Source organism: Trichocoleus sp. FACHB-40 (genome assembly GCF_014695915.1).
GTDB lineage: Bacteria > Cyanobacteriota > Cyanobacteriia > Cyanobacteriales > FACHB-T130 > Funiculus > Funiculus sociatus.
Window position 1 is genome coordinate 78,320 of sequence record NZ_JACJPF010000041.1, and the last position, 14,444, is coordinate 92,763.

Sequence of the window (14,444 nt, forward strand, 5' to 3'; positions counted from 1 at the left end):
TTATTACGCTCCGGAATATTTTCAACCGCGAATTGCTTTTCTTTTGGCGGTTTTTAGCTTTTGTAAGCTGGTTGATTCTATTTGCTCTTGTTTGAGCAACAAGGATGGTTTTTTATGTTCCTGCGCTTGGTAAGATTCAGTTGGTTCGTTGGCTAAAGTGGTAAGAGTTTGAAAATAAGTATGACCAATCTCTTCAATTTGCTGCTGGGATAATTCAGAGGTATGGCACTTTAAGAAAAGTTTGATTTGAGATGTAGTCACATTCAAACCAAAATCAGCTAATAAGGCGAAATCGGTCATTTCAAAGTGCATATCATCTAAAACCTGCAAATCGGTGAATGATTTTAGACGTTGGTAAACATGGAAATGAGTGAAGTTAAAACAAGTTTCAAAGAGCTGCTGTCTTCCTAAATCTTTCTGAATTTGAGCCATTGGATACCATCGGAAAGGTAATAATTCGCGCTCAGCTGCAAAAGCTTCGCGAATCAGGTCAAGCCAAGTACCTCCGGAAAGTTTCATCCGAAATGGCAAAGGAGTAAGGAAAAGTCCTAGAGAGCGATCGCTACCACTGTCCGGGCGACCATTTGCTGAAAGTATTGTTAAAATGTCCGATTGACCGCTCAAAGTTGCGATCACTTTCAGGTGTGCGGCTACCAAAACGCTTTTGAGTGGAACAGCAGCAACCTGAGTCAGCTGCTTGAGCTTTTGGGAAATCTCTGCGCTGACTGGAATCTCTAGTACGCGAACCGCCTCTGTATTTGTTTGGGAAACAGAAGTGCGAGGTAATGTTGTCTTTGTGCTGTCACTGAGTTTTTGAATCCAATACCGCTTACATTCCTCCGACCGAAGCGCATTTTTCTGCAAAGCTACAAAATTTCGGAAAGCGATCGCTTGGTTCGGTAACGGCGGCGCAATTTCTTTACCCAGAAGGAAGAAATATTGCTCAAATAACTCTGTGAGTAACAATGCTACACTCCAACCGTCGAGAATCACATGGTGGAAGCTCAGCGTAAATTGAAAGGTAGCTTCACCACGGCGATGAACCTGAAAACGCAGTAGAGGAGGACAATTCCAATCAAAATTCTGTTTCTTTTCCGCTTCCATCCAACCAGCGATCGCTTCCTCTTGCTCGGCGGGTGAGAGGTGGCGCAAGTCTTCTATCTGCAAAGGAATCTCCACCATCCGATGCACCAGTTGCAGGGGTTCGGAGAAGTTTGTCAGATTGAAAGAAGTACGCAGTACAGGATGACGGGTTAACAATTGCTCGATAGCCGCCGTCAAAACCTGAAGGTCGAGAGGCGTTTGCAGGTGGAAGCTGAAGATGTCATGAAAGAGAGTAGAATCCTGGCTATAGGCACTGTGGAACAGCATCCCCATCTGAAGCATCGCCAGGGGATAGGCATCTTCCACATTTTCCGGCAAACTTAACCGATCTGCTGAGGAAATCAGGCTAAATGGTTCTGTGTCTGATATAGGTAAGCTGGATTCTGTCCGATTGGCGTGTTGAGCCAGTTCGCCTATCGTTTGATAACGGAATAGTTGTTCGATAGAAAAATCTATCCCGTTTTTCTGAGCTTGAGTGCGAACTTGGATACTCCGAATCGAGTCTCCCCCCAAGTTAAAAAAGTTATCATGGATGCCCACAGACTGCACGCCCAGAACTTCAGCCCAGATTTCGGTAAGTACCTGTTCAACAAAGTTGCGCCCAGCGACAAAGGCGACATCCCGCTCAGGTGTGGCGACGGGGGTTGGCAATGCCCGCCGATCTACCTTACCATTCGGCGTTAGAGGTATGGCTTCGAGTAGTACGAAGGCGGCGGGTATCATGTAGTTGGGCAATTGAGCTAGAAAGCTACGCAGTTCGCTGATAGTAATCGCTTGTTCTGGGTAAGGGACAACATAAGCTACCAAACGTTGTTCCCCAGAATTTTCGCCTTGCGTTACAACCAGCCCTTCAGAAACAGCCGGGTGTTGAGTCAACACCGCCTCAATTTCTCCTAGCTCAATCCGGAAGCCGCGAATTTTGACTTGGTCGTCAATTCGTCCTAAGTATTCAATGTCTCCATTGGCTAGATAACGTGCTAAGTCGCCAGTTTTGTAAAGGCGTTCCGATTGTGGATTGTGGATTTTGAAGGGATTGGAGATGAACCGTTCCGAAGTCAGATCGCTACGGTTGAGATATCCCCGCGCCAAACCCGCGCCACCAACGTACATCTCGCCCGGAACTCCGATAGGAACTGGCTGCTGATGACTATCGAGTATGTAGATTTGCAAATCTGGAATTGGACAACCAATTACACTTCCGGAAACCAGATTCAGATCGGCAGCTGTCAGCAAACGATAGGTTACGTGTACGGTGGTTTCTGTAATGCCGTACATATTGACTAGCTGAGGAAACTGGTCGCCATGACGGTCAAACCAAGGCTTCAAGCTTTGGAGGTTTAAAGCTTCCCCACCAAAAATTACCAAACGCAAAGACAACGCCTGTGTCGGATTAGCCAATTCTTCTGCTCGAATTAGTTGGCGGAAGGCTGAGGGAGTTTGGTTAAGGACAGTTACCTGCTGCTTACACAATAAGTCGTAAAACAATTCCGGCGAACGACTCACCCAGTAAGGGACTACCACCAACCGCCCACCAAAAAGGAGAGCGCCCCAAAGTTCCCAAACAGAGAAATCGAAAGCATAGGAGTGAAAGAGCGTCCACACATCGCGATCGCTAAATTGATACCACGACTGCACCGCGTCAAACAGCCGGACGACATTCCCGTGCGGGATTAATACGCCCTTCGGCTGTCCTGTAGAGCCGGAGGTGTAGATAACATAAGCCAGGTTGTCAGTTGTCGTCTGACTGACTGGATTAGCGTCGCTTTCTTGGCCAATGCCCCATGTATCCAAACAGACTACTTTAGCTTTAGATGTCGGTAAAGCTTCTACCAACGACTGCTGAGTTAACAGCACTGGCACTTGCGAGTCTTCTAGCATGAAAGCTAGACGCTCTTTGGGATAGGCGGGATCTAAGGGAACATATGCGCCACCAGCTTTGAGAATGCCCACTAGCCCGACTACTGTGTAAAGCGATCGCTCTACACATATCCCTACCAATGTCTCTGCACCGACTCCCAACGACTGGAGGTAGTGAGCGATTTTGTTCGCCCGCTGGTTCAGTTCCCGATAGGTTAACTGCTCCTCTTCAAAGACTACTGCGATCGCGTCGGGCGATCGCTCTACTTGCGCCTCAAACAGCTGATGCAAACACAACGAAGGCGGAACTAGCAAAGTCTGATTTATCGTCAGTCGTTGCTGACGTTCAGCTTCAGTCAGCAGGGGTAATTCCGAAATCCGGGCTTCCGGATTAGCAACAATACCTGCAAGCATTGTTTGGAAATTCCCCAACATCCGCTTGATTGTTGTGGCATCAAATAAGTCAGTGTTGTACTCTAACGATCCGATCAGTCCTTCCTCGGCGAAAGACATCGTTAGGGTTAAATCAAACTTAGCGATCGCGCTTTCCACCGCTAAAAAGCTGAGGCTCAAGTTTGGCAGCTTCAGCACCTCTTTTGGAGCATTTTGTAGCACAAACGCCACCTGAAATAGCGGGTGATAGCTCAAGTCTCGCGCTGGCTGAAGTTCCTCTACCAAATGCTCAAAAGGCAAGTCCTGATGGGCATACGCTCCCAAAGCTACCTCCCGTACTCGCCCCAACAACTCCCGAAAACTGGGGGTGCCAGAAATGTCAGTACGCATCACTAAAGTATTCACAAAAAAACCAATTAACCCTTCTATTTCCGCTCGGTTGCGGTTAGCAATTGGTGTGCCTACCAGGATGTCATCCTGTCGCGTGTAGCGGTACAGGAGAGCTTTAAACGCTGCCAGCAGAGTCATAAATAGGGTGACATTCTCCCGCTGCGAGAGCGCCTTCAGTGCCTCAGAAAGACTCGCTGGTAACACGAAAGATTGGCTGGCACCCCGAAAAGTCGAAACAGGCGATCGCGGTCGGTCAGTCGGTAACTGCAAGGCTGGCAAATTGCCCCTAAGCTGTTGCTTCCAGTAGGATAGCTGCGTTTTCAGCACTTCTCCCTGAAGCCATTGCCGTTGCCAAACAGCAAAGTCTGCATACTGGATCGGCAGTTCCGGTAACGGTGAAGGCTGACCGTCAACATAAGCTTCGTAGAGTGCCGCTAATTCTCGGATCAGGACTCCAATTGACCAGCCATCAGAGACGATGTGGTGCATTGTAAACAGCAGCACATACTCGGCTTCGTCCAGATGGAGCAAAGTACCACGCAGTAAAGGTTCGCGCCCTAAATCAAAGGGTTGCTGTGCCTCTAGCGTCGCTTGCCTTTGGATCTCTGCATCTCGCTCACTTTTCGCCAGATGCCGCAGGTCTACCACAGGTAGAGTTAACTTTAAACTGGGGGCAATTACCTGAATCGGTTGCCCCTGGTGAGTTGCAAACGTGGTTCGCAAAACTTCGTGACGCTGGATCGCCTCATTAAAGCTCTGCTCCAATGCCGCTATATTCAGCGAACCCAAGAGTAGCACAGCAGCAGGAATATTATAGGTAAAGCGTCCCGGCTCCAATTGATCGAGAAACCACAATCGCTGCTGGGAAAAAGAAAGAACCGCAGGCTGCTGGCGAGCGCGTCGAGGAATAACTTTAGACTCCTCAGTTCGCACAGCTTGTTCTCGCAATGCCTTAAGCACCAAGGCGCGTTTCTCTGGCGAGAGATTTTTTAGCCGTTCTAAGCGATCGTTAGTCGTCATTAGCAACACTCCTCGCCAGCTGGTCATATCCTGTTAACACGGGTAGCTTTGCAGCCGTCGCTATCTGATCGTCTAAAACTGCATCAATATCACTTTCAGTAGTGAGTGGATTTGCCAACACTGCACGCAACGTCACAATAGATTTACCTTTCCCATAGCAGGTGGTATCTAATGTTGTCCGCGAAACAAATGTATGACCAGCCTGGCGCTGAGCATTCTGAAGCAGTTCATTAAATTGATTAATTGATTGTTGGTCGGCTTCAGTTAACTCGCCTTTAGCAACTTTCTGTCGCCAAGGTTCTGGAATGTAGCGATATAGAAGAATATTAATTTCCGGCTCTACCAGCAATTCAAATTCAGGTCGCAGACAAATTAAATTTGCCATGTATTGAGTTTTCTGGATACCGCTATCAATCAAAAATTCATAACCTTGATGTCCGATAATATTCAGCGCCGCTTGTAGAAATAAACTGTTTCCCGGACGAGAGCCTTCTAAGGTGCGCTTTCCTAAATCAATTGACCCTTTGCGGACAGTATAGCGGGCTGTTTTTTCAATAACATTTGCCATTTGGGGATTGCGGAAAAATACCATACCAATTCCCATTGGCAGATACATTTGTTTATGTCCGTCGATGGTGACAGAATCCGCTTTTTCGATGCCAGCTAGTTTATGTTGGTGTTGCTTTGAAAAAAGAACTGGCCCACCCCAAGCCGCATCTACATGAAAGTGAACATTTGCGTTTTGGGCAATCTCCGCCATCTCTAAAAGTGGATCTACCGCTCCCGAATCCGTACACCCAGCAATACCCACGATGGCGATAATAAGTTGGTTACGGGCGCGACACTCGGCAACAGTTCGCCGTAGAGCGAGTAAGTCAATCCGATGGTTACGATCTACAGGGATTTTTATCAAGTTGCGATCGCCAATGCCCATCATCCCCGCAGCCTTCTCAAAAGAGTAGTGCATCAAGGTAGAGCCAATAATTACCGCTTCCTTGTATCCATAAAAATTTAGAGCCGCTGGTAAGCCTTCATTTTCAACCCCAGTAAAATCATCTTTTGACCCTAATGAAGCGTTACGAGCGCACCACATTGCTGTTATATTTGCCAGAGTCCCGCCAGTTGCGATCGCGCCCAAGGTACTCTCGCTTTCTTGAATATGTTGATGATAGAAATCATCAGAAAATTTGTAAATCAATCGGTGCATCATCGCTAAAGCCTGACGTTCGCAAGGGCTAAAAGCTTTTGAAGTTTCTACCTTAACTACGTTTTGATTCATGGCTGCGATCAGCTTCCCCAAGGGCAGGACAAAATGGGGCAGTGCCGAGGTCATGTGACCGATATATCGTGGGGAGGATGTATGAATTGAATGGGCAACTACACTTTCAGTCAAGTAATCGATATAATCTCCCACATCAGATGGCTCGACCGGAATTTTACTATCTGTAAATTTTTCGACTATTGAATCCAGCTCAATATCAGTGCTGACGTTTTTAGTATGCAGAAAACTTTGCGCGATCGCTGTAATTCGGGCTTCTATTTCTGTCGGGGTTCCATCTTCGGAAACCGAAAATAATTCCATTAATTGGCTTTCGACTTGCTCCAAGTTGCGTTCAGAAGCTAGTTTTTCATTTGGTAAGCTTGGCACTTTAATTGTTTCTTTCATCTAAAGACACTTCCTTTTCAAGCTAAAACTACAAAATTTATAAGACTTACAGGAAAAATCTACGTTGAGGGGCGCGGCGTTTGAGGTAATAAAAACCCAACGTTAATATTAGGTTTGTTGGGTCTTATTACCTCAACTACTTGCTAATTTCCCTCATTTTGACAATCAATTAAAATCTTCTGTATTTCGTCTTCCTCTAGCCCTTCCAATTGGTCTAGCATTTTATCGATATCTGTGGAACTTGATAGCAAAAGAGCTTCTTCCACCATCTCAGCTAAATTCTTAATCGTGGAAGACGCGAAAAAATTTCGCAATGATATATCTACACCAAAATTGGTTCGTACCCGCGATAACAACTGCGTTGCTATCAAAGAATGACCCCCTAAATCGAAGAAATTGTCATAAATTCCCGCCTGTACCCCTAGCACTGCGCTCCAAATTTCGGCAAGTTCTTTTTCAGTTTGAGTTTGCGGGGCTACAAAAACTGTTTCCCGTTCGGCTGAGAAAGTTTCTGGTGCTGGCAGTGAATTGCGATCCACTTTTCCGTTGGGCGTTAGCGGCAAGACAGGAAGGATTACGAAAGCTGATGGCACCATGTACTCTGGTAGCTTCTCTTTGAGAAATTGGCGCAGCTGGCTCGATTTTGAATTGATGAGTTGGTCGTCAGGAACAACATAAGCTACCAGCCGCTTGTCACCAGTCTCGTCCTCCCGTGTCAGAACTACCGCTTCCTGAACTGCTGGGTGTTGAACCAACAACGCCTCGATTTCGCCGACTTCGATGCGATACCCCCGAATCTTCACCTGATGATCCAGCCGACCGAGGAACTCAATATCCCCAGTGGGCAGGTAACGCCCCAAGTCTCCAGTTTTATACAAGCGGTCTGAAGAAACTAAAAGGGAAGAATCTTTTGACTTTTGACTTTTGATTGCCTGATTAAAAGGGTTGGGAATAAATTTCTCGGCGGTCAGTTCAGGCTGGTTTAGGTAGCCGCGTGCTAAGCCATCACCGCCGATATATAGCTCTCCCGGTACGCCAATTGGGACAAGTTGCAGGTTGCTATCCAGCAGAAAACAACACGTATTGGCAATCGGGCGACCGATGGAAACGCAAGAATCTAGCGCGTTTTCTGTTGTGTCGTACCAAGTAACATCAGCAGACACTTCCGAGGAGCCATAAAGGTTGATCAGTCGGCTTTGAGGCATCCTCTGGCGAAAGCGTTGGCATAGTTCAATGCTAAGGGCTTCGCCGCTGCTGACCCAATACTTCAGTTTGGGAAGGCGGCTGGACAAATCGGCGAACGTGTCTAAGATGACGCGCAGCAACGACGGAACTAAGATGATGCGCGTAACCTGCTGTTCAGAGAGAGTTTGTACTAGCTGGTACGGATCTTTTACAACTTCATCAGCAATGATTACTGTTCGCAACCCGTGCAGTAATGGGGCAAAAATTTCCCAGACAGAATCTACAAAGTTTAAAGAGGTTTTTTGGCAACAAATATCATCTGTGTTGAAGGGATAGGCTGCCCAGTAACAGCGATTGACTGCGCCTTGGTGCCGACCGAGGACACCCTTGGGAGTTCCGGTGGAGCCAGAGGTATAAATGACATAAGCTAGATTGTCAGATGTCACTCGGTTAGTAGGGTTTTGAAAGCTTTCTTGGGCAATGTCCCTGTCCCAGTCGGTATCTAGGCACACAGAACGGCAGGATGAAGGAATTTTGTCAGAATATCGATCTTTGAGTGCAGAATGGGTTAGTAAAACTGACACTTGAGCATCGTTGAGCATGAAAGCTAGACGATCACTGGGGTAGGCGGGATCTAAGGGAACATAAGCTGCTCCAGCCTTGAGAATGCCGAATATGCCGATGATAGTATGGAGCGATCGCTCTACACTAATGCCAACTAATTCCTCTGTTCTCACGCCCAGCCGCAGCAGGTAGTGCGCTATTTTATTAGCCTGCTCATTTAGCTCCCGGTAAGTCAGTTTTTCGTCTTCAAAAACCACGGCAATGGCATCGGGTGTGCGTTCTACTTGAGCTTCAAACAGCTGATGCAAACATTCTTTCGGGTAATCTGCCTTTTGGTTGTTCCACTCAACTAGCTGTTGATGAACTTCCGCTTCTGTTAACAGCGGTAAGTCACACAAGCGCTGTTGGGGATTGGTTGCCATGCCTGCGAGTAAAGTTTGGAAATGATTTAGCATCCGGATGATCTCGGCGGCATCAAAGCAGCAGCAATCGTACAATATCCTCAGCTCCAACTCTGAACCTGGGATGGCGAATACAGTTAGAGGATAATTCGTCTTTTCAAAGACAGTAAAATTCTGAATTTCTAGATTGACTTTCCACTCCTGTAAAATTCGATCTACTGGGTAGTTCTCAAACACTAAAATGCTCTCGAACAAAGGTTGACCTCGTGGCACTTCGCTCCACCCTTGCACCTCTACCAGGGGACTGTACTCGTACTGACGCATCTCCACCAGTTGAGCCTGAAGTTGCTTGAGCCAAGCCAACAGAGGCTGTTCCGGCTTTACTTGTACCCGCACAGGCAGGGTATTGATCAACAGCCCTACCATAGACTCGGCTCCTGCTAAGTCGGCTGGACGACCAGAGACCGTGGCTCCATAAACTACGTCGTTCTCGCCACTTCTTCGACTCAGAAGCAACGCCCATGCTCCCTGAACTAGGGTATTTAGGGTTAGTTGATGCTGTCGTGCCAAGGATTGCAGGGCTGCTGTGGTAGTTGACGAAAGCTGAAGCACTTGTTGATTGCAGTCTTTTTGGAGGCGGGAGCTAACATCTAACCCTAAGCGCTTTGTGAATGGATTAAATCCCTTGAGCTTTTCTCGCCAGAATGCCTCGGCTTTTGACAAGTCTTGCTGCTGTAACCAAGCGATGTAGTCCCCATAGCTACTGATGGGCAAATCTGGCTCCTGTTGTCCCTGAGAAAGGGCTGCGTAAATTTCAACGACTTCTTTGAGTACCAATGCTGTTGACCATCCATCCAGAATTAGATGGTGCTTGCTCCAGATGAACTGGTAACTTTTTTCGCCAAGTTGCAGCAAATTCAAGCGCATTAAAGGTGCTTCGGACAGGTCGAAGCCTTGACGATCTATTTCTAGCAAGGTTTGGAGATGTTCTTGCTGTTCTGAGGGAGAAAGCTTTTGTAAATCATGCTGCACCAGCGGCACTTTAATATGTTGATGTACGACTTGCAATGGCTTTTCTAGGTCTTCCCAATGAAAGCTAGTACGCAAGGCGGGGTGACGAGCTATGACTTTCTGCCATGCCTGCTCGAAGGCAGAAACATCAAGATAACCCTGCAAGGTATAGTGCAACTGTAGGAAATATACTCCAGATTCGGGGGTATACAAACTGTGAAAGAGTATGCCCTGCTGTGCTGGTGATAGTTCGTAAATATCTTGAAGATTTTCTACTTTCATTTGGCTTTCTTCTCACTGGTGCGGTTGATTTTGGCAAGCAACTTGTCCAGGTCTTTTTGATTCAGTTGGGCTTTTGGGAAGTCAGTTGGGGTGTAGCCTCCCGCTTCCGCAGATTGGCAGTGAGCAATGAGCGACGCGCAAGCTGTGAGAAATTTTTGCGCTAGGCTTGACACAGTTGAATCTTTATGTATTGCGGCACTGTATGTCCAATCTAGTTGCAGCTTTCCGTTGACAACAAAGCCAGTGACATCCAGCAGGTGAGGGCGATTTCCTTGGGGACTCCGCGCCGCGCCGGTCGATTCCGGGGCTAAGGTAAACAAAGAGGACTGTTGTAAAGCTGGGTCAAACTGGCCCAGGTAGTTGAAACAAACTTCGGGTTGAGGAAGCTGGCGCGATCGCTCTTTTACTGACGTGTCTGGCTGGAGATATCGCAGCACACCGTAGCCAATTCCTCGATTTGGAATCTGGCGCAATTGCTCTTTGATAGCTTTCAACGCCTCTCCCGGTTCAGACGCTGCTTCTAACTCCAATAGCACCGGGAATAAAGTCGTGAACCAGCCGACTGTGCGCGACAAGTCCACATCCTTGATAATTTCCTCTCGTCCGTGACCTTCAAGATTAACTAAAAGCGATCGCTGTTGAGTCCAATCGGCAAAAGTCTGCACCAGTGCTGTCAGCAACACATCATTCACCTGCGTTTGATACGCCGATGGCACCTTTTTTAACAGTGCTTGCGTCTGGGACTCACTCAACGATACGGAAACTGTGCGAGCTAACTCCACCGTATTCGCGCGGTTTGGAAAGTCCACAGGCAAATGCGATCGCTGACGGGGAGCTAACCAATAATCTTCCTCTTTTCGTAGAGTCGTTGATTGTGCATACTCCTGCAAGCATTCAGCCCACTGCTTGAACGAGGTTGTTTTCGCTGGCAGCTGTATCGTTTCATTCCGGCTTACCTGTTCATAAGCCGTTTGCAAGTCTTCCAGCAAAATCCGCCAGGAGACGCTATCAACAGCTAAGTGGTGGATAATCAGTAACAAGCGGCTCGGTTTAGAAGGCCCCAAGTTAAAGAGCGTTACGGCCATCAACGATCCTGCTGACAGATTCAGACTAGCTTGCTGTTCCCCAGCAGCAGCTTCAATAGCTGCGGTTTGTTCGCTGGGTGAGAGTGTCGATAAATCCAGCACAGTTACTGGCACTACTCGCTGATAATCAGTATTAACAGCTTGCCAACCCGATGCTTCTGGAATAAACCGCAGACGCAGAGCATCGTGATGTTTCAGCAAATGCTGCACCACTTGCTCTAATAGCTTGGGATCTAAATGCTGTACTTGCAGGAGAACAGCTTGATTCCAGTGATGGGAATCGGGTAAATTTTGCTCAAAAAACCAGTGTTGAATCGGGGTAAGAGGAACAAACCCCGTTACCAGACCTTGTTCAATTTCGATGGTTTGGGTGATATCCGCCACTGCTGCTAATTGGGCAATCGTCGGATGTTCAAATATTTGCTTGGGGGTCAGCCGCAAGTTTGCTTTATTGGCTCTAGCAATTACCTGAATACTGAGAATGGAATCTCCGCCTAACTCAAAGAAGTTGTCATAGATACCAACTTGCTCTAAACCCAAGATTTGCGCCCAAATTTCCGCCAACACCTTTTCCTGGGGATTGCGAGGTGCGGAAAAACCTGGATTAAATTCTGGCTTAGTCGCGTCCGGCGCTGGCAGGTTGTGGCGGTCTATTTTGCCATTGGGTGTTAGGGGCAAGGCTTTGAGCAGTACGAAGGCAGAAGGCACCATATACTCAGGTAATTTCTGCTTCAGAAAGCTACTTAGGTCGCTGATGGTAGCGGTATGGGAATCCGGAACAACATAAGCGACAAGACGCTTGTGATCAGGCTCATCCTCTCGCGCCAGTACGACAACTTCGCGCACTTTTGGATGTTGACTCAGTACGGCTTCAATTTCCTCTAATTCGATGCGGAAGCCATGCAATTTGACTTGACGGTCTAGGCGACCCAAAAATTCTAGGGTGCCATCTGGTCGGTATCTTGCTAAGTCACCAGTTTTGTATAGTCGTTCTTGAGTTTCCTGATTAAAGGGGTTGGGTATAAATCTCTGGGCAGTCAGTTCAGGTTGATTCAGGTAGCCTCTGGCTACGCTATCACCGCCGATGTAGAGTTCGCCCGGTACGCCAATCGGCACGGGTTGCTGATGGGTGTCTAATAAATAAATCTGGGTGTTGGCTAGGGGACGGCCTAAAGGAACGGTTGCTCTATTCGCCTCGGTTGGCAAGCTTTTTACTGAATAGGTAAGTACGCCAACGGTGGTTTCCGTCGGGCCGTAGTGGTTGAGAATCTGACATGGGGAGTGTTGTCGCACCTGTGAGATCAAATTCCAGCTGACGGCTTCACCGCCCAAGATTAGACACTGACGGGGCAGAATTTGCTCTGGATGGGCGGTCGTTAGCAGGGCTGCTAGGTGGGTTGGGACTATCTTGAGACAGTCAATAGGATGGCGGCGGCAGTATTGGGCTAGTGCTACTGGGTCGGTAGCTCTTTCCTGAGAGATGATATGCAGACATCCCCCCGTACACAGGGCTGGGAAGATGGCTGTGTTGCCGAGGTCGGCGGCGATGGTGGAGACGGTGGCGAAGCTGGCACCACTTGGCAGTACCAATTTTTCTAGGATGGCGTTGAGATAATTGAGGAGTTGCCGATGCTCAATAGCAACTCCTTTGGGCTTGCCAGTGGAGCCGGAGGTGTATATGACGTAGGCTAAGTTTTGGGCGGTGGTATGGCTGATGGGATTGGAGTGGTCTTCTTTAGCGATCGCATCCCAATTATCCAGACACACTACTTGCGCTTGCGGTTGAAGTTCAATAAGGTGCTGTTGTGTTAACAGGATGGTTGCCTGTGCTTCTTGCATTCGCAAGGCTAAGGCTTCTTTGGGTAATGCCGGATCTAAAGGTAAATATGCTCCGCCTGCTTTGAGAATTCCCAGCAAACCGATGATCAGTTCTGGGGATCTTTCCAGGTGCAGGGCGACGATGATTTCGGGTTTAACTCCGAGTCGCTGTAGGTAATGAGCAAGTTGATTGGCTTTAATGTTGAGTTCGGCATAGGTGAGTTGCCGATCTTCAAACACAAGGGCAATGTTGTTGGGTGTAAGCTGTGCTTGTGCTTCAAACCAGTGGTGAAGACAGGAATAGGGGGGAGGAGCGGTTTTGTTATTGTTGAATTCGACTAATAGTTGCTGTCGTTGGCTGCTGTTGAGGATTTCTAATTGCGCGATCGCTACTTCTGGATTCTCAATGGCATGGGTTAGCAAGGTTTCAAATTGTGCCGCTAACCGCTCGATTTCTTCTGTCTCGAATAAGTTAGCGTCATAGTGCAATTCTGCTGTCAGAGAATCATTCTGCTCTTTTACAGAAAGTTTTACTTTGAATCGGTCGATGCAGGTGTAAGACTTGTAAATGGAAAATAATAGGTCTGCCGCAGAATATTGAGGGGGCTGGGATTCAAATTCAAAGCAAAAGGGGAAAAACGGTGTTTCTTTATTTTGGATGTTACTTTTAACAAGATATTCCCAATTAAAGGATTCTTGCCATTTCAAAGCATCGCTGGTTATCTTGTTAAGCTGCTGCCACACTTCATAAAATTTAAGTTCTCCCTGCAAACAGCCCTGGATTGGTAAATATTTTGCCAGCAAACCTATTGCAGGTTCTAACTCTTCATGGTTTCTGCCAGCACAAGCAATTCCTATCTCAGATTTACCCGTAATACGCCACAGTAATATCTGCCAGCAAGCCTGTAAAAAGCTGGAAACAGTATATGTCTCTTTATTCGCTAAAGCTGCAATTTTTGTCTTTATGTCAGTATTTAATTTTAAGGAAATAGACTCTGGTTTAAATACTGATATCAACGGCTTTTCATTAGGAAGCGTATTTTGGATAAAGTTTAAATCCAAATTGCGCCAATACTCTTTTCCCGTTTCTGCCTCTTCAGCTTCAAACAGCTCATTTTGCCATGCCGCAATATCTGCATATTGCAAAGGTTCGTCACCCAGAGGACTATTCTGGATACAAGCTGCGTAAGATTGGCTAATTTCACCTACTAAATTATTAATTGCTATCCTATCTGCACAAAGAGCTGGTAAGCCAAGTAATAAGATATGCTTTTCCGGGGAAATAATTGCTAAAGATACTTGTAAGTTTGAGCCATGAGATAAATCGAAAGGATGCTTTTTTGCTTCTTGAAAAAGTACCTCTAGTTTTGCTTCTTGTTCCTCAAATTCTAAGTGCTTTAAATCACACTTGTTAACTTCAGGTAGATTGCGATCGCTTATTACTTGTAAAGCAATTGACATCCCGCTTAGGCAGCAAAAACTTGTCCGGAGTATCTCATGTCTTTCTACAACCTTTTGTAAAGCTGCCTCTAGAACGTTTATCTTAAGATTTCCTTCTATTAAAACAGCACAATGAACCCGATAAGGCTGACTCTGGTTTTGCTGTAACAACCACAAATTTTTTTGCTGTGGGGAAAGCTCAAACCCCTCTATAGATAATTCTTGCAT

4 protein-coding genes are annotated in these 14,444 nt (G+C 46.9%); all 4 read right to left on the minus strand.

All coding sequences use genetic code 11. From position 1 onward, the window contains the following. Window positions 1-21 precede the first annotated feature (21 nt). The 4 genes from H6F63_RS06965 to H6F63_RS06980 all read right to left on the minus strand — a co-directional run bounded on the left by H6F63_RS06965 (window position 22) and on the right by H6F63_RS06980 (window position 14,444). Window positions 22-4,791 carry a non-ribosomal peptide synthetase gene (locus H6F63_RS06965; RefSeq protein ID WP_190636037.1) on the minus strand — a complete coding sequence of 1,590 codons (4,770 nt, stop codon included), beginning with the start codon at window positions 4,789-4,791 and terminating at the stop codon, window positions 22-24. Further along, complete coding sequence (panP, locus tag H6F63_RS06970; RefSeq protein WP_190636039.1) at window positions 4,754-6,430, minus strand: pyridoxal-dependent aspartate 1-decarboxylase PanP; 1,677 nt, start codon at window positions 6,428-6,430, stop codon at window positions 4,754-4,756. Before panP ends, H6F63_RS06965 begins: the two co-directional genes overlap by 38 nt. Window positions 6,431-6,573: 143 nt before the next feature. After that, window positions 6,574-9,873, minus strand: a complete 3,300-nt coding sequence (locus tag H6F63_RS06975; protein WP_190636041.1) for a non-ribosomal peptide synthetase — start codon at window positions 9,871-9,873, stop codon at window positions 6,574-6,576. Continuing rightward, window positions 9,870-14,444, minus strand: coding sequence for a non-ribosomal peptide synthetase (locus H6F63_RS06980; protein ID WP_190636042.1), 4,575 nt, complete (start codon window positions 14,442-14,444; stop codon window positions 9,870-9,872). Before H6F63_RS06980 ends, H6F63_RS06975 begins: the two co-directional genes overlap by 4 nt.